The sequence below is a fragment of the Rhizobium cerradonense genome (genome assembly GCF_030182455.1).
In the GTDB taxonomy this organism is placed as follows: domain Bacteria; phylum Pseudomonadota; class Alphaproteobacteria; order Rhizobiales; family Rhizobiaceae; genus Rhizobium.
Window position 1 is genome coordinate 501,556 of the sequence record NZ_JAQJCK010000003.1, and the last position, 17,012, is coordinate 518,567.

At 60.6% G+C, this 17,012-nt stretch carries 12 protein-coding genes; 8 read left to right on the forward strand and 4 right to left on the reverse strand.

Annotated elements, in window-relative coordinates:
* Positions 1 to 6 precede the first annotated feature (6 nt).
* Both pstA and pstB read left to right on the forward strand, forming a co-directional pair.
* Positions 7 to 858 (forward strand): phosphate ABC transporter permease PstA, encoded by an 852-nt coding sequence (pstA, locus tag PH547_RS10065; RefSeq protein ID WP_104822658.1) that lies wholly within the window; start codon positions 7 to 9, stop codon positions 856 to 858.
* 107 nt (positions 859 to 965) lie between these two features.
* Positions 966 to 1,724, forward strand: a complete 759-nt coding sequence (pstB, locus tag PH547_RS10070) for a phosphate ABC transporter ATP-binding protein PstB (RefSeq protein WP_199773566.1) — start codon at positions 966 to 968, stop codon at positions 1,722 to 1,724.
* Positions 1,725 to 1,895: 171 nt separating this feature from the next.
* Here the strand turns inward: pstB and PH547_RS10075 are convergent, their stop codons facing one another.
* Both PH547_RS10075 and PH547_RS10080 read right to left on the reverse strand, forming a co-directional pair.
* Positions 1,896 to 3,140: a cytochrome P450 gene (locus PH547_RS10075; RefSeq protein WP_285168168.1), complete on the reverse strand. Its 1,245-nt coding sequence runs from the start codon at positions 3,138 to 3,140 to the stop codon at positions 1,896 to 1,898.
* Between the two features lie 41 nt (positions 3,141 to 3,181).
* On the reverse strand, positions 3,182 to 4,435 hold the full coding sequence (locus tag PH547_RS10080; protein WP_285168169.1) for a GGDEF domain-containing protein: 1,254 nt from the start codon (positions 4,433 to 4,435) through the stop codon (positions 3,182 to 3,184).
* A 409-nt stretch (positions 4,436 to 4,844) separates the two neighbouring features.
* Here PH547_RS10080 and clpP point away from each other — a divergent pair, with 409 nt between their 5' ends.
* The 4 genes from clpP (at position 4,845) to hupB (ending at position 10,380) form a co-directional block, all read left to right on the forward strand.
* Positions 4,845 to 5,477 carry an ATP-dependent Clp endopeptidase proteolytic subunit ClpP gene (gene clpP / locus PH547_RS10085; RefSeq protein WP_104822662.1) on the forward strand — a complete coding sequence of 211 codons (633 nt, stop codon included), beginning with the start codon at positions 4,845 to 4,847 and terminating at the stop codon, positions 5,475 to 5,477.
* Between the two features lie 302 nt (positions 5,478 to 5,779).
* Positions 5,780 to 7,057: an ATP-dependent Clp protease ATP-binding subunit ClpX gene (gene clpX, locus PH547_RS10090; RefSeq protein WP_028753990.1), complete on the forward strand. Its 1,278-nt coding sequence runs from the start codon at positions 5,780 to 5,782 to the stop codon at positions 7,055 to 7,057.
* A gap of 421 nt (positions 7,058 to 7,478) precedes the next feature.
* Positions 7,479 to 9,899: an endopeptidase La gene (gene lon / locus PH547_RS10095; RefSeq protein ID WP_104822663.1), complete on the forward strand. Its 2,421-nt coding sequence runs from the start codon at positions 7,479 to 7,481 to the stop codon at positions 9,897 to 9,899.
* Between the two features lie 205 nt (positions 9,900 to 10,104).
* Positions 10,105 to 10,380: a DNA-binding protein HupB gene (hupB, locus tag PH547_RS10100; RefSeq protein WP_104822664.1), complete on the forward strand. Its 276-nt coding sequence runs from the start codon at positions 10,105 to 10,107 to the stop codon at positions 10,378 to 10,380.
* Positions 10,381 to 10,505: 125 nt separating this feature from the next.
* Here the strand turns inward: hupB and PH547_RS10105 are convergent, their stop codons facing one another.
* On the reverse strand, positions 10,506 to 10,853 hold the full coding sequence (locus PH547_RS10105; RefSeq protein ID WP_104822665.1) for a hypothetical protein: 348 nt from the start codon (positions 10,851 to 10,853) through the stop codon (positions 10,506 to 10,508).
* 209 nt (positions 10,854 to 11,062) lie between these two features.
* Complete coding sequence (locus PH547_RS10110) at positions 11,063 to 12,049, reverse strand: aldo/keto reductase (protein ID WP_104822666.1); 987 nt, start codon at positions 12,047 to 12,049, stop codon at positions 11,063 to 11,065.
* 219 nt (positions 12,050 to 12,268) lie between these two features.
* Here PH547_RS10110 and PH547_RS10115 point away from each other — a divergent pair, with 219 nt between their 5' ends.
* Both PH547_RS10115 and PH547_RS10120 read left to right on the forward strand, forming a co-directional pair.
* A complete protein-coding gene (locus tag PH547_RS10115) occupies positions 12,269 to 13,504 on the forward strand; it encodes a metallophosphoesterase family protein (protein WP_104822667.1) in 1,236 nt (411 codons plus the stop codon).
* 3 nt (positions 13,505 to 13,507) lie between these two features.
* Complete coding sequence (locus tag PH547_RS10120; RefSeq protein ID WP_285168170.1) at positions 13,508 to 16,969, forward strand: ATP-binding protein; 3,462 nt, start codon at positions 13,508 to 13,510, stop codon at positions 16,967 to 16,969.
* Positions 16,970 to 17,012: the final 43 nt, after the last annotated feature.

Below are 17,012 nucleotides of genomic sequence, written 5' to 3' on the forward strand. Positions count from 1 at the left end.
ACACCCATGGAAAATGCAATTCGTCAGAATCTCGTGTCGAGGCGCTATGGGAAGAACCGCGTGATGATGGCCTTGTGCTTCCTCGCGGCCATCCTCGGCATATTCTTTCTCAGCGTGATCCTTGTGACCCTGCTTTATCGCGGCGTATCGGCACTCAGCCTCGACGTCTTCACGATGTCGATCCCGGCGCAGGGCTCGCGCGGTGGTCTGATCAACGCGATCTATGGCACCGTGCTGGTCACGGGCTGCGCCATCCTGATCGCCGCGCCGATCGGCATTCTCGCCGGCACCTATCTGGTGGAATATGCCAACGGCACCAAGCTTGCCGAGGCCGCCAAGTTCATCAACGACATCTTGCTGTCCGCACCCTCGATCATCATCGGCGTGTTCGTCTACGGCCTCGTGGTCGTGCCCATGCACGGCAACTCCGCCATCGCCGGCATCCTCGCGCTGGCGCTGATCGCCCTTCCGGTCGTCAACCGCACGACGCAGGATATGCTGTTGCTGGTGCCAAATGCGCTTCGTGAGGCGACCGCCGCGCTCGGCGCGCCGCGCTGGAAGTCCATGATGATGGTGATCTACCGTTCCGCCTGGACCGGCATCCTCACCGGCATCCTGCTGGCCGTCGCCCGTATCAGCGGCGAAACCGCGCCGCTTCTCTTCACCGCCGGTTACAGCAAATTTATGAATGCGGGCGTGACCGGTCCAATCGCCACGCTGCCGGTTGCCATCAACACGCTCGCCGCCGATGCAGGTGAGGATCTCAAACAACTGGCTTGGGCCGGCGCGCTGATCATCACCGTTGCCATCCTAGCCCTTAACATCCTTGCCCGTGTCTTGAGTGGGCGCCGCCAGTGACGCAGCCGCCGAACGATAGGAATGAAACCATGAACATGAGCGACAGCAATTTCCAGAGCGTCAACGCACAGTCGGGGAAGGACGCCGTTTCACAGTCGGGTCCCGGCATGCTCGCGAAACTTGAGGTGAAGAACCTCGATTTCACCTATCAGAACGGCCATCGCGTTCTGAAGGGTGTGAACATGAACATCCGCAAAAATGCGGTCACCGCCTTCATCGGCCCTTCGGGTTGCGGCAAGTCCACGCTGCTGCGCACCTTCAACCGGATGTATGATCTCTATCCGGGCCAGACTGTTGGCGGCGAGATCCTGTTGGATGGCCGCAATATCCTCGCCAAGGACGTCGATCTGAACGATTTGCGTGCCAAGGTCGGCATGGTGTTCCAGAAGCCCACGCCGTTCCCGATGTCGATCTATGAAAACGTCGCTTTCGGCATCCGGCTCTATGAGAAGATTTCCAAGGCGGAAATGGACGCCCGCGTCGAAGCGGCGCTGACTGAAACTGCGCTTTGGAGCGAAGTGAAGGAAAAGCTGCACCAGAGCGGACTTGGCCTTTCCGGCGGCCAGCAGCAGCGTCTCTGCATCGCCCGCGCCATCGCGGTGAAGCCATCCGTGTTGCTTCTCGACGAGCCGACTTCGGCTCTCGATCCTATCTCGACCGCCAAGGTCGAGGAATTGGTCTCGCAGCTTAAGGGCGAGTTCACGGTCGTCATCGTGACGCACAACATGCAGCAGGCGAGCCGTATCTCCGACAACACCGCCTTCATGTATCTAGGTGAGTTGATCGAATACGGCGCGACCGAGCAGATTTTCCAGGCGCCGAAGGTCAAGCGCACGGAAGACTACATCACCGGCCGTTACGGCTGATATGGCAGAGGCGGGCGCATGCCGCCCGCTGCCAAGGGTTTTGCAATGGCGCGCCCGCCCGGCGCGCCATTTTGCGTTTTAGGCGATCAATGAACCTAGCGGATAGTCCTGCAATCAAGGCGTAACGCGCAATCGGGATTGGCGGGCTCTCGGCCAAAGGCAATACTTAACTCACCAGCTCAGTTCCAGCTTGTCGAGGCCGTGGAATTGATAGAGATCCTTGACCTCCGGCGTCTTCTTGAGCGTCAGGCCGGGCAGGCGTTCGAACAGGATCGGCAGCACCACGTTCAATTCCAGCCGCGCCAGCGGCGCGCCGATGCAGAAATGGATACCGGCGCCGAAGGAGAGATTGGGTGCTTCGTTGCGGTCGGGCTTGAAGGTGAGGGGATCGGAGAACTTCGTGGGGTCGAGATTGGCGGCGGCGAGAATCAACGCCACCTTATCGCCACGCTGGAAGGACACGCCGTCGATTTCTGCCGGCTCCAGGCACCAGCGCTGGAAGACATGCACGGGCGCGCAGATTCGCAGCGTTTCCTCGACAGTACGCTCCGTCGTCGCCTCATCCTTGAAAAGCGCGGCAGGTGCGTAGCCGTTCTCCAGAATGACACGGACGGAATTGCCGATCTGATGCACCGTCGCCTCGTGGCCGGCATTGAGCAGCACGATCGTCGTTGAGACCAGCTCGTCCTCGGTCAGATACTGGCCCTTATGCTCGGTTGTGATCATATGCGTGAGGAGATCGTCCTGCGGATTGGCGCGGCGCTCGCGAATGACCGTTTTCACGTAGTCGGCAAATTCCTTGGCTGCCTGATCGGCGGCAAGCTCGTCTTCGGGCGTGCGGCCGAATATGTACATGCGTACATAGGCATGCGACCACTTCAGCAATTGCGGCCCCATCTCTTCCGGAATGCCGATCATCCGCGCGATCATGGTGACGGGAATGATATCGGCAAAGGCCGACAGCAGTTCGACTTCGCTTTTTTCTTCGAAATTATCGATCAGCCGGTTGGCGAGCTCCGCCAGCTCCGGCTTCATCTTCTCGACGTGACGGGAGACGAAGGCGCGGTTGATGAGGGTTCTCAGCCGCGTGTGCTCGGGCGGCTCGATTTCGAGCAGTGAATGTTGTTCGGCAAGATCGAAATTTTTGAGATGCGGCTGCGGCGCGGGCAGGCCGAGTTCTTCGCGGCTGGCGATATGCAGGATCTGCCGGCCGAAGCGGCGGTCGCGCAGCAGGCCGTTCACATGGTCATAGCCGGTGAAATACCATTGCTTCTGCTGTTCCCAATAGAAGGTGGGACATTCGGCATGCAGGGCGGCATAGACGGCGTTCGGATTGTTGTAGAAGGCGGGATCGCGCGCATTGAGGGACACGCGACGCGCCACGGGATCGATGGAGAAAACGGAGGATGTGGTCATGACGAAAGGATTATCGGAATAAAGCGGATGGGAAAAGGCCGTTACATCCGTGCCAGCGTACCGAGGCGGCGCAGCGCATGAATCTGATCATCGAGTGTCGGCACAAGCTCGCCGCCGTTCGAATCGGGCGGGGTATCGGTGGCCATTGCCGCTTCCGCCTCGCTGAAGACGATCGTGCAATTGCGGCCGCCGCGCTTGGCGGCATAAAGCGCCCGATCTGCGGCGGAAACCAATCGGTCCCAATTGGCGTTTTCGCATGGCATGATCGCCAGACCGATGCTGACGGTCGCTGGCACTAACGAGCGGCCGGCAAGCAGCGGCACACGGCAGAAGTCCAGGCGGATCGTCTCGGCGATCGCCTCGGCCTCCGCTTGGTCGTCTACGAGGATGAAGGCGGTAAATTCCTCGCCACCCATGCGGCCGAATGCGCCGTTGCGAGGCACGAACTGTCGTCCGATGCGAGCGAATTCGGCAAGCACGATATCGCCCGTCTGGTGGCCATAACGGTCGTTGATCGCCTTGAAGTGATCGAGATCGAACAGCAGCGTGGCGATCTTCTGCGAGTCTTTGGTCGTCTTTCCGGCGACAAGTTCGAAATAATCCTGCAGGCCGCGTCGGTTCAGCACGCCCGTCAGCGTATCCGTGACCGATATAGCCCGCCAGCGTCGTTCGGACCGCTCCATCATCAGCTTGCCAGTGAGTGCGATTGCCGTGGTGATCAGCAACGCGCTGCCAAGGGCGGAGTAGCTGCGATAGCTCTGCGCTTCCTCAAGGTTGAGCTGCAGAAGCGTCATCGACATGGCGGAAACGAAGCAAAGGCAGGCGAGCGCCATGAAAACGAAGCCGAGCAGACCGCGCACCCCTTCGCGCCGGCCTTCCGCCGGGCGGACCGCAGCGGCGAGCAACGTCGCGCCGACCGCGCCAGCGAGATCGTAGAGGATGACGCGATTGACGAAACTCTCGTGAATCCAAGGCAGTTCGACCCCGGCAAACCAGATGGCCGGCGGGAACAGCGCCCGCCAGTCCAGCCGGCGATTGTCCATCCAGCAAAAGCCGGCGATCCAGGCACTTTCGCCGAGCAGAGCGATGCCGTTGCCGACTTCGATCGACAGGAAATCCGGAATGAAGCCGCGCGCTGCCACGAGGGCGAACCCGACGGCGCTGACGGTGAAGCCCAGCGACCACATCAAATAGGCAGGCGTCTGGCGATCATGCCGCCAGGCAAAGAAAAGCACGGTTGCGAGCGTAATCGCTTCCGAACACCAGATGGTGAGGCCCGTTGTGATATTGAGCACGATATGCGTTTCTCCTTTACCGTGGCGCGGATTTCGTCGGCGCAAAGGACACGGTAACGCTTGCAATGGAGGCATCATCGCCGAATAAGATGGTGAGTTCCTTAAGTCGCTTGGTAAATTTTACCTGCGCATGGGATTACGCTGTGCCAAGCTCGTCTGCGCTTCATCCTTCCTTCACCCTGCAGTTGGGAAAAGCGGTGGACCGCGCGAAGAGCGTCATCGGAGCTATTGGCATGAGGAAATCAGCGGTTAGAAACGCTTCCTCAACATCTCCTGGGCCATTAGGCCTTTTTGACGTTATCCTTTCGCGCGTCTTGAAGTGCAGGGCAGTGACACTCTATGTAGGGTAAGGGATTTTATTCGATTCCCGGCGTTTTCGCCGCCGGGGCAAGCTTGGTAAAGGACGCACATGAGAAATCCAGTCGATACAGCTATGGCTCTGGTGCCGATGGTTGTTGAGCAGACCAACCGCGGGGAACGGTCTTACGACATCTATTCTCGCCTGCTGAAGGAACGCATCATCTTCCTGACGGGCCCGGTCGAAGATCAAATGGCGACGCTGGTCTGCGCCCAGCTTCTCTTCCTCGAGGCGGAAAACCCGAAGAAAGAAATCGCGCTCTACATCAATTCCCCGGGCGGCGTTGTCACCGCCGGCATGGCAATCTATGACACCATGCAGTTCATCAAGCCCGCCGTATCCACGCTTTGCATCGGCCAGGCCGCCTCGATGGGCTCGCTGCTGCTTGCGGCCGGCGACAAGGACATGCGTTTCGCCACGCCGAATTCCCGCATCATGGTTCACCAGCCTTCCGGCGGCTTCCAGGGTCAGGCTTCGGACATCGAGCGTCACGCCCGCGACATCATCAAGATGAAGCGCCGCCTGAACGAAGTCTACGTCAAGCATTGCGGCCGGACTTACGAAGAGGTTGAACAAACGCTCGATCGTGACCATTTCATGTCCTCCGATGAGGCGAAGGAATGGGGTCTGATCGACAAGGTGCTGACGTCTCGTACTGAAATGGAAGGTGAAACCCCCGCCTGAGTTATCCACGGGCGGTGTCTTCTACGCCACAGTTCTATCCCATTTGTGATCGAATAGGGGTTTAATGTGGTGTAGAACACGGTAATAGTAAGCATTAATGCTATGTAGCGATTTTATGACATAGCATTCGGCATTCGAAGGGGGATTCGTTGCCACCGCAGCCCGGATATGTTGTCTGGGCTACGTTCAGTACCCCGAAGAGCGCCGCGATCTGCTGATAAACGAGGGGCAGGTCCGGTGGGCGCATTGAGTGGACCGCGATTTCAATCTGGGAATCAGCGGCGTGCTGGAAGGAAAATGATATGAGCAAAGTCAGCGGCAGCAACGGCGGCGACTCCAAGAATACCCTGTATTGTTCATTCTGCGGCAAGAGCCAGCATGAAGTCCGGAAGCTTATTGCCGGACCGACCGTCTTCATCTGCGATGAATGCGTCGAGCTCTGCATGGATATCATCCGCGAGGAGAACAAGTCCTCGATGGTGAAATCCCGTGACGGCGTGCCGACACCGCAGGATATTATCAAGGTTCTCGACGAATACGTCATCGGCCAGAGGCAGGCGAAGAAGATCCTGTCAGTGGCAGTTCATAACCACTACAAGCGTCTCGCGCATGCGTCGAAGAACGGCGATGTCGAACTGGCGAAGTCGAACATCATGCTCGTCGGCCCGACCGGCTGCGGCAAGACCTACCTCGCACAGACGCTGGCCCGTATCATCGACGTGCCGTTCACCATGGCTGACGCCACGACGCTAACCGAAGCCGGTTACGTCGGCGAAGATGTCGAAAACATCATCCTGAAGCTGCTGCAGGCTGCCGACTACAATGTCGAGCGCGCTCAGCGCGGCATCGTCTACATCGACGAAGTCGACAAGATCTCGCGCAAGTCGGACAATCCGTCGATCACCCGCGATGTTTCGGGCGAAGGCGTGCAGCAGGCGCTGCTGAAGATCATGGAAGGCACGGTCGCTTCGGTTCCTCCCCAGGGTGGCCGCAAGCATCCGCAGCAGGAATTCCTGCAGGTCGACACCACGAACATCCTGTTCATCTGCGGCGGCGCTTTTGCCGGTCTCGACAAGATCATCTCCGCCCGCGGCGAAAAGACCTCGATCGGCTTCAGCGCCGCTGTCAAGGCACCGGATGACCGTCGCGTCGGCGAAGTGCTGCGCGAACTGGAGCCGGAAGACCTGGTCAAGTTCGGCCTGATCCCGGAGTTCATTGGCCGTCTGCCGGTTCTGGCGACGCTGGAAGACCTCGACGAGGATGCGCTGATCCAGATCCTGTCGGAACCGAAGAACGCGCTCGTCAAGCAGTATCAGCGCCTGTTCGAGATGGAAGATGTCGAGTTGACTTTCCACGAAGATGCGCTGCGCGAAATCGCCCGCAAGGCGATCGTGCGCAAGACCGGCGCTCGCGGCCTGCGCTCGATCATGGAAAAGATCCTGCTCGACACCATGTTCGATCTGCCGGCGCTGGAAGGTGTTCGCGAAGTGGTCATCTCCGAAGAGGTCGTTCGCGGCTCCGCCCGCCCGCTCTACATCTATGCCGACCGGCAGGAAGAAAAGGCAAACGCCACTGCCTAATTGCCGGATTTGCGGTTGAAATCAGGGGCTCGTCGTTGACGGGCCCCTTTCTATTTGAAAAATCGTACAGTTTCCTGATAAAGTCCGGGATAAGCTTATTGGAACGCCGACGAAACCGGTTGTGAAGAGCGCTTGCCGCGGCCATGATGGCGTGATTCTGGGAATCCTCGGCGGATATGATTTTGCGTCCGGCTTCGGTCCTTGTGGGGCCCGTGTTGCCGGCAATGTTCGAGTAGCCGTGGCCCGGTATTTGTTGTTGCGTTCCTCCTCGTGACATGCGCGTTTCGCCACCCTGCAGCGCGTTTTGCGCGACTTGAAATGAATGATGTGAAGCTCCACTTCTAACCCAAGTGAGAGAGCCGGCTAATTCCCCCCATGCCGGCAGAAGAGCCCGGGAACGGGACGACGGAAAGGAAATGACATGACTAAGAAAACGTCTGCGGCAAATGAGAGCATTGCCTATCCGGTATTGCCATTGCGCGACATCGTGGTTTTCCCCCACATGATCGTGCCGCTGTTCGTCGGACGGGAGAAGTCCATCCGCGCGCTGGAAGAGGTCATGGGGTCCGACAAGCAGATAATGCTCGTCACCCAGATCAATGCCAGCGACGATGATCCCGCCCCGGACGCAATCCACAGGGTCGGCACGGTAGCCAATGTGCTGCAGCTCCTGAAGCTCCCAGACGGCACCGTCAAGGTGCTGGTCGAGGGCCGGGCACGCGCAGAGATCGACACTTATACGGGCCGCGAGGATTTTTACGAGGCCCTCGGCCATGTCCTGAATGAGCCGAATGAAGATCCGGTCGAACTGGAAGCGCTGAGCCGCTCGGTCGTTTCGGAATTCGAAAGCTACGTGAAGCTTAACAAGAAGATTTCGCCGGAAGTGGTTGGCGCCGCCAGCCAGATCGACGACTACTCGAAGCTCGCCGATACCGTCGCTTCGCATCTGTCGATCAAGATCACCGAGAAGCAGGAAATGCTGGAAACCACCAGCGTCAAGGGCCGCCTCGAAAAGGCGCTCGGCTTCATGGAGGGCGAGATTTCGGTTCTGCAGGTCGAAAAGCGTATCCGCTCGCGCGTCAAGCGCCAGATGGAGAAGACCCAGCGCGAATACTACCTGAATGAGCAGATGAAGGCGATCCAGAAGGAACTCGGCGACGGCGAAGAAGGCCGCGACGAGATGGCCGAACTGGAAGAGCGCATCTCCAAGACGAAGCTCTCCAAGGAAGCCAAGGAAAAGGCCGATGCGGAGCTGAAGAAGCTGCGTCAGATGAGCCCGATGTCGGCGGAAGCCACCGTCGTGCGCAACTATCTCGACTGGCTGCTGGGCATCCCCTGGCACAAGAAGTCGAAGATCAAGACCGATCTGAACAATGCCGAGAAGATCCTTGAAGCGGATCATTTCGGTCTCGACAAGGTCAAGGAGCGCATCGTCGAATATCTGGCCGTCCAGGCGCGCGCGACGAAGATCAAAGGCCCGATCCTTTGCCTCGTTGGCCCTCCGGGCGTCGGCAAGACCTCGCTCGCGCAGTCGATCGCCAAGGCGACCGGCCGTGAGTATGTCCGCATGGCGCTTGGCGGCGTTCGTGACGAAGCCGAAATCCGCGGTCACCGCCGCACCTATATCGGCTCGATGCCCGGCAAGGTCATCCAGTCGATGAAGAAGGCCAAGAAGTCCAACCCGCTCTTCCTGCTCGACGAAATCGACAAGATGGGCATGGATTTCCGCGGCGATCCGTCTTCGGCCCTGCTGGAAGTACTGGACCCGGCGCAGAACTCGACCTTCATGGATCACTACCTGGAAGTCGAATACGATCTGTCCGACGTGATGTTCATCACGACGGCGAACACGCTGAACATCCCTGCGCCGCTGATGGACCGCATGGAAATCATTCGTATCGCCGGCTACACCGAAGACGAGAAGCGCGAAATCGCCAAGCGGCACCTGCTGCCGAAGGCCATCAAGGAACATGCGCTGCAGCCGAATGAATTTTCGGTCAGCGACGACGCCCTGATGGCGATCAGCCAGCAGTACACCCGCGAAGCCGGCGTGCGTAACTTCGAGCGCGAATTGATGAAGCTCGCCCGCAAGGCGGTCACCGAGATCATCAAGGGCAAGGCCAAGTCCGTCGCGGTCACCGCTGCGAATATCGACGAATATCTCGGCGTTCCGCGCTTCCGCCATGGCGAAGCGGAACGCGACGATCAGGTCGGCGTTGTCACCGGTCTCGCCTGGACGGAAGTCGGCGGCGAGTTGCTGACGATCGAAGGCGTGATGATGCCGGGCAAGGGCCGCATGACGGTCACCGGCAACCTGAAGGAAGTCATGAAGGAATCGATTTCCGCGGCGGCCTCGTATGTCCGCTCGCGCGCCGTCGATTTCGGCGTCCAGCCGCCGCTCTTCGACAAGAGCGACATCCACGTGCACGTGCCGGAAGGTGCGACGCCGAAGGATGGTCCCTCGGCTGGTGTCGCCATGGCGACCGCCATCGTCTCGATCATGACCGGCATCCCCGTTTCCAAGGATGTCGCCATGACCGGTGAAATCACGCTGCGTGGCCGCGTGCTGCCGATCGGCGGCCTGAAGGAAAAGCTGCTTGCTGCACTTCGCGGCGGCATCAAGAAGGTGCTGATTCCGGAGGAAAACGCCAAGGATCTGGCGGAGATTCCGGACAACGTGAAGAACAACATGGAGATCGTTCCGGTATCGCGCATGGGCGAGGTGATCAAGCATGCGCTGATCCGCAGACCGGAGCCGATCGAGTGGGATGGCACCGTTGAAACGCCCGTGATCGCAACGGTTGAAGGCGTCGACGATGTGGGTGCTGCCATCGCGCACTAGGCGTGGTTGAGCCTCATTTGCGCCGAATTGACATGAAACCAGAAAAGACCGGCAAAATGCCGGTCTTTTTTGTGAAAAGCTTTTGACAGCGCTTGCTTTTCCTTGATTTGCAGGGCTTTTGGGGGTTGCGGCGGGCTAGAGCACTCGTATTCTGCGCCCCGCTTACAAGATGAGTCGTTTCATACCAGTAGAAAGGGGTGGAAACATGAATAAGAATGAGCTCGTGTCCGCAGTGGCCGAGAAGGCCGGTATTACGAAGGCTGACGCTGCTTCCGCTGTTGACGCTGTTTTCGATACCGTCCAGTCTGAACTGAAGAAGGGCGGCGACATTCGTCTCGCAGGTTTCGGCAGCTTCACCGTTTCCCACCGTGCAGCTACGAAGGGCCGTAACCCGTCCACCGGCGCTGAAGTTGATATCGCGGCTCGTAACGTGCCGAAGTTCACGCCCGGCAAGGGCCTGAAGGACGCCGTCAACGGCTGATCCGTTTTCACCCGCCTATTGGGGCTTTTGCTCCGTGGCGGAGGATATAGGGGGTTCGAAGCATTTCGGACCCCCTTTTTTGTAGCAATGCCACCAATGACTATTTTCGGCTAGGTACGCCAACTCTACTCGCCGCTGCGGGGGCGATCATGACCGGAGACGAGCCCGGTCGAAACCACGGTCTCGAAATACTCGACCTTCAAATCGAAGGAGCGCAAAAGCTTCTGGGTACTTGCCTTCACCACCGCATCGTCAAAATCACCTTTGCCAAAGTGACCGGCAGAGGCCATATCGGCCCAAAAGCTCATAACCACCAGCTCATTGTTCTCGCCACGAACCCTGCGGGCGAGGGTCGCCCCAAGATGGCCGGGAAGCAGCGCCATTTCAACAAAGGTGGTCGTCTCAAGATGCTTCGCATAAGCTGCCAGCACCTCGTCAGAGCCAGCAACGGCCCGCCAAGAACGAACAATCATATCAATTCCCTATCCCGCCTGGAGGGTGCTTGTAGCCCCCATTTCCTGATGTCCGATCGTGATTTATGCACCACTTTCGCTGCCCGGCAATCTCAATTGCTGGCGTAGTGGAGGCTCGGAATTCCAGAGGGCGATCAAAGAAGCGTTGGGACAAAAAATCTGCGGCCGGATCTGCACCCGGCCATGCGTTTTCCTAGAAACTCCTATCGTTACCAGCGGTGATGAACGTGCGGGGCGATCAGACGTTCGTAGATCTCGCGCGTTGCCGCCATGACATCGGCCGAAAGCGGCGCAAGATTGGCGGCTGCCGCATTGGCTCTGGCCTGCTCGGCATTGCGCGCACCGGGGATGACGACGGTGACTGCTTCGCTCATCAGGATCCAGCGCAGTGCGAACGCTGCCATGCTGGCGCCCGCCGGAACCAGCTTGCGCACTTCTTCGACCGCCTGCAGGCCGACCTCAAAAGGAACGCCGGCAAAGGTCTCACCGACATCGAAGGCCTCGCCGTGGCGGTTGAAGTTGCGATGATCGTCGCTGGCGAACTGGGTATCGCGGGTGATCTTGCCGGAAAGCAGGCCGGAGGCCAACGGCACACGGGCAATGACCGCAACGTTCTTGCGCCTGGCTTCCTTGAAGAACAGGTGGTCCGGGCGTTGGCGGAAGATGTTGTAGATGATCTGGATGCTGAGCACGCCCGGATATTCGATCGCCTTCAGCGCCTCCTCGACTTTCTCGACGCTGACGCCGTAGCCCTTGATCTTTCCGGTCTTCTGTAGCTCGTCAAGGCCGGCAAAGACTTCGGGGCGGTAGAGCACCTCTGTCGGCGGGCAATGCAACTGCACGAGGTCCAGGCTGTCGACGCCGAGGTTTTTCAGGCTGCGGTCGATGAAGCCTTCGAGATTGGCCTTGTTATAGCCGTCGGCGACGTGCGGGTTGAGTCGACGGCCGGCTTTGGTCGCGACCATCGGGTGCGTGCCGCCGCGCGCCTTCAACACGTCTGCGATGATCTTTTCTGAGCGGCCGTCGCCATAGACGTCGGCCGTGTCGATGAAGGTCATGCCGGCGTCGAGCGCAGCATTCAAGGCGGCGCGGCCGTCCGCCTCGCTGACATCACCCCAGGCGCCGCCGATTTGCCAGGCGCCGAAGCCGACATTTGTAACGATAAAGGGCGTGCGGCCAAAAGCATCGTGTTTCATGGAATTGTCTCCGTTCGTGATGAAATGCCAAGGCACTACCAGCCGCTCAGAGTGCGGACAAGCCTGGGGCGACATTGCAAGATCGCAATCGCGTGACATAGGAGCATGACAGGACCCGGCAATAGATGAAAGCGTTGGATGACCTCTCCCGCATGGTGTTCATCGGCCCCGTATTTCCGTAAAAAGAAGGTGCCAGATATCTGACGATGACCGGAGCTTATGCCCTCTTTCAGTTTCATCCACGCCGCCGATCTGCATCTCGGCAGTCCTTTTCAGGGGCTGGCGTTGAAAGATGCTGCTATCGCCGCCGTCTTCGTGGAAGCGAGCCGCAAGGCCTTTTCGACGCTGGTGGGGCTGGCGATCGAGAAAGCGGTCGATTTCTTCCTTATCGCTGGCGATGTCTATGACGGCGATTGGAAGGACAACAAGATCGGCCTGTTCTTCAATCGGGAAATGGCGCGGCTGGAGCGGGCCGGCATCCGGGTCTATCTGCTACGCGGCAATCACGACGCGGCGAGCGTCATCACCAAGACCATTACCCTGCCAGCCAATGTCCATGAATTCCCGACCAACAAGCCCGGCTCCGTCAGGCTGGATGGGTTGCAGGTAGCGCTGCACGGGCAGGGCTTTGCCGAGCGCTCTGCCAACGATAATCTGGCGCTTGCCTATCCGGCGCCCGTGTCCGGCTGGTTCAATATCGGCATTCTCCATACCTCGCTCACCGGCCGCGAGCCGCACGCGCCTTACGCGCCGTGTTCGGTCGATGATCTGCGTTCGCGCGGTTACGATTATTGGGCGCTTGGCCACGTGCACGACTATGAGGTGGTGGCAAACGACCCGCTGGTGGTTTTTCCGGGCAACCTGCAGGGCCGCAGCATTCGCGAGCGCGGGGCAAAGGGCGCCGTGCTGGTCACGGTCGAGGAAGGCTGCGTCAGCCACGAACGCTTGATCGTCGACGAGGCGCGGTTTGCGCAGGCCGATATTGCCGTCGATCCCGAGGACGATCAGGCCGCAATCCTGCGCCGCGTCGAGCAGGCGGTGCAGCCACTTGCCGGTGACATGGCGGGACGCATGACGGCGCTGCGCGTTCGGCTATCGGGCATCACGCCGTTGCAGGGCGCCATTGCCGCCAATCGCCGGCAATGGCGCGACGAGGTCGAGGCCGCCTGCCATCGCGTGCATGAGGATATCTGGCTGGAGAAGCTAGAACTGCGCCTGGAGCCACCTGTCGCAAGCGCTGTCGAGGCCAACGGCACGCTCGATCTCGGCCAATTGCTGGCCGAACATGCCGGTGATGCGGATATCGTCGCGGAAGCGCAAAGGCTCGTTGGCGAAATCGCGATGCGCTTGCCCTCCGGCCTCGGCGCAGCGGAGTTGCCGCTTGACGACACCATCGAGATGCTGATCGAGGAGGCGCGGCAATTGCTGCTGGCGCGCGGGCAGGGGGCAGGCTGACCCATGCGCTTCGATCGGCTCGACATTCTCCGCTACGGCGCGCTCACCGACCGCACGCTCGATTTTCGTGCAGGTGCGAAACTGCATGTGATTTATGGGCCGAACGAGGCGGGGAAATCCTCGGCGCTCAGTGCCATTTCGGATCTGCTTTTCGGCTTTCCCGTTGCCGCCGAACAAAGCTTCCTGCATGAGCCGACGAGCCTTCGTGTCGGCGCTGCAATCAGCGCGCGGGATGGTGCGTCGCTGGCTTTCCGCCGCCGCCGCGGGCGCAAGAACACTCTGCTCGCTCCCGACGACAAGGAGGGGCCACTTGCGGAAGATGCCTTGGCGCCGTTCCTCGGCCATTTGAGCCGCGATGTCTTCGAGCGCGCTTTCGGGCTCGATTCTCTCCGATTGCGGCAAGGCGCGACGGCCATGCTGCGCAGCGGCGGCGAGATCGGCAGCCTGTTGTTTTCCGCCGCCTCGGGCCTCACCGGCCTGTCGCGGCTGCGGCAGTCTCTCGATGGTGAAGCGGACGGCATCTATGCCCAGCGGCGGTCGAAGGATCGCAGTTTCTACCGCGCTCTGGACCGCCATGACGAGGCCCGTAGGGCCGAACGCGACAATGAGCTCAAATCCGGTGACTGGAAGAAGTTGCTGGCGGAAGCCGTCGAATTGGAAGGCGAATTGGAGCGCCTGCAGGACCTGCGTCGCCAGACGCGTCAGGCGCTAGACCGGCTGCAGAGATTGAAGACGCTGCAGCCGCTGCTGGCCGAAATCGATGGCGAGATCGCAGCTCTCGACCGCCTCGCTGATCTCTCGGTTTTACCGGACAATTTTGCGGATCGACTGGAGCGAAGCCTGAGCGACAAGCGCGCCGCCGAGGACGAGCTGCGCCGTGCCCAGCAATTGGCCGCACGCACCGGCGAAGAGCTGTCGCTGATTGAGATAGACGAAACGCTGCTGCGGATATCGAACGACATCACGCAGCTTTTTGCCGATAGCGGCAATTATCGCAGCCAGCGCCATGACCTGCCGCGTGTCGATCAGGAGTTGGCGAGCTATGATGCGGAGCTCGCACAGCTTGCCCGCCGCCTCGGCCTTTCAGATGTTGCGCAATTGGAAAAACGGCAACCGAGCGATGCCGACCGCGCGCGCCTCTCGGAACTGGTGGAAGAGGGCAGGCGGTTGCTGCTCCGTGCCCAGGCAATTGCAGAGCAATTGGACAGCGAGCGCGGGCAGCTCGTGGCGCTGGAGAGGGATGGCCTTGCCGGCCGTTTGATCGATCCCCGGCCCCACGTCGACCAACTGGAGTCACTGACCGGTGATCTAACCGCTCTTGCCCGTCTCGACGCGTTGGAGACGCATATCCGCCGTGCCGAGGCAGACCTTGGCGAGGCCGCTGCCCGCCTGCGTCCTCCTGTTGCCGATGTCGAGGCGCTATTTTCCGCGCCGCTGCCGGACAGTGCCGAGATCGCCACGCATCGCGAGGCTATCGATGCTGCCCGCGGCAGCCTGCGTGAGGCGTCCGACAAGGTGCGCCTCCATGATGAGCAGTTGGCTGAGATCGAGCAGGCGCTGGAGGATGCTGAGCGCACGGGCCCGATCGTCACACGTGAACAGATCGCCGGCGCACGCAATGCTCGCGATGGCCTATGGCAATCGATCCGCGACGGGCTGGCGGATGGTGGACCGGCTCCCGATGGAAAAGCCATCGCCAGGTTCACGACGAGCCTTGCGGAAGCGGATCGGCTGGCCGATGCGGCGCTGAGTGATGCGGACCGTGTTTCTCGCCATGCGGATAATCTATTGCGCCGCGCGCGGCTGCAGCAGGAGCGTGAGGCGGCCGCAAAGCGACTGCAACAGTGCGAAGAGAAATCCGCAAAAGCGCTCGCCACCTTTGCCGCGCTCTTCGAGCCCTGCGGTATCGCCGCGCTCGATCCAGCGGCCATGCTGGAATGGCGGCGCGCGGTTGAAGGGTTGTTCCGCGAGCGTCGGGCTCTGCGCGATCTGGTGGACGAGCGGGATGAAGCTGCCCGTGCCGAAGCGCGTGTGTCTCCGGCGCTAAAAGATATCGCCGACGCCACCGGCTATAAGAGCGGCCGGCTACCGTCAGGCGCCATGGCGGAAGGGTTGCGAAAACATCTTCGCCTGCTTTCGGAGCGTTGGAATGAAAGTCGCACGCGCGAAGGCGAGATCGCCTCGGCGCGCGACCGGCTGACGCGTCTTGGTGAACAGAGCCAAGATATCGAGCGGCGGCAGGCCGGTTGGCGCGACGCGTTTGGCAAAGCTGTCCTCCCGTTCGGTCTTCCCGCAGATGCGACGCTGGAGATGGCTGCGGCTGCCTTGAAGGCATGGATGGAACTGCCGGATGTCTTGGCGGAGCATGACAACCGTCAACGCCGTGTCAGCGGCATGCGCCGCGACATGGCCGATTTCGAGCGCCGGCTCGCAACACTTGCCGCAACTGCCGGCTATGAACTCGACCACCTGCCGCCGGACGCCGCGGCCGAGGCGCTGCACGCTCGTGCCAATGCGGCGCGCGGTGAGCAGAAGAAGCGCGACCAGCTCGATGAGGAGCGTCAGCGCGCCGAGGCACAGGCCCTCCGCTGCAGTGACGCGCTTGCAACGGTGGTGGCCGATCTTGCTCGCCTGACCGCCGATCTGCCCGAGGATGCGGATCTGCCGGCATTGCTGTCGCGCCTGCGCGAACGTGCCCGGCTGAACACGAGACTGTTGGAAAGCCGCGACCGTTTCCGCCAGCAGGCCGATGGCGGCAGCGAGGATGAGAGCCGCGCGCAGCTCGCCGGCTTCGAGCGCATCGCCGCGGAGCTGGAAATCGAGCGGCTGACCGCCGAAGATCTCCGGCAATTCACCGCCCATGGCGAGCTGGTGGCGCGCCACGCGGAAAACCAGCGCCAGCAGCGTGCGCTGGAAACCGGTGTCAGCGCTGAACACGCCGTCTTCGAGAAGCTCTCCGCCGAGCAGGAGGCCAAGGACCTTGCGCGGCAATGGGTGGTGCTGAAACTCGCGGCACGGATGCTGGCAAGCTCGATGGAGGCCTATCGCGAGCGGCAGGCCGATCCGGTCATCAAGCGGGCAGGGGATTTGTTCTCCTTGCTGACCGGCCACCGCTTCGCGCGACTGGTCGAGGAACATGACGAGAGGGATGCGCTGCAACTGCTGGCGGAGCGCTCAGGCGGCGAGCGCGTGCCGCTGGATGGCTTGAGCGAGGGGACCGGCGATCAGCTTTATCTGGCGCTGCGGCTCGCCTTCCTCGAAGATTATTCCTCCCGCAACGAGCCTGCGCCGTTGATCGTCGACGACATCTTCCAGACCTTCGACGATGACCGCGCCAGCGCCGGCCTGAAGGCGCTCGCCGGCACGGCGGAGCGTTTCCAGACTATTCTCTTCACCCATGAAATGAGCCTGGTCGAGATTGCCAAACGGGAGATCGGCAAGGACTTGGATCTGATCCAACTGTAAAGCGCCGACATCGGCGTTGTCGCTTGGATGACGTCATCGAATG

Excerpts from the sequence above, each read along its gene's own strand:
- pstA (WP_104822658.1), top strand. The coding sequence starts at position 7 with ATGGAAAATGCAATTCGTCAGAATCTCGTGTCGAGGCGCTATGGGAAG.
- pstB (WP_199773566.1), top strand. The coding sequence starts at position 966 with ATGCTCGCGAAACTTGAGGTGAAGAACCTCGATTTCACCTATCAGAAC.
- PH547_RS10075 (WP_285168168.1), bottom strand. The coding sequence starts at position 3,140 with ATGACCACATCCTCCGTTTTCTCCATCGATCCCGTGGCGCGTCGCGTG.
- clpP (WP_104822662.1), top strand. The coding sequence starts at position 4,845 with ATGAGAAATCCAGTCGATACAGCTATGGCTCTGGTGCCGATGGTTGTT.
- clpX (WP_028753990.1), top strand. The coding sequence starts at position 5,780 with ATGAGCAAAGTCAGCGGCAGCAACGGCGGCGACTCCAAGAATACCCTG.
- lon (WP_104822663.1), top strand. The coding sequence starts at position 7,479 with ATGACTAAGAAAACGTCTGCGGCAAATGAGAGCATTGCCTATCCGGTA.
- hupB (WP_104822664.1), top strand. The coding sequence starts at position 10,105 with ATGAATAAGAATGAGCTCGTGTCCGCAGTGGCCGAGAAGGCCGGTATT.
- PH547_RS10105 (WP_104822665.1), bottom strand. The coding sequence starts at position 10,853 with ATGATTGTTCGTTCTTGGCGGGCCGTTGCTGGCTCTGACGAGGTGCTG.
- PH547_RS10110 (WP_104822666.1), bottom strand. The coding sequence starts at position 12,049 with ATGAAACACGATGCTTTTGGCCGCACGCCCTTTATCGTTACAAATGTC.
- PH547_RS10115 (WP_104822667.1), top strand. The coding sequence starts at position 12,269 with ATGCCCTCTTTCAGTTTCATCCACGCCGCCGATCTGCATCTCGGCAGT.
- PH547_RS10120 (WP_285168170.1), top strand. The coding sequence starts at position 13,508 with ATGCGCTTCGATCGGCTCGACATTCTCCGCTACGGCGCGCTCACCGAC.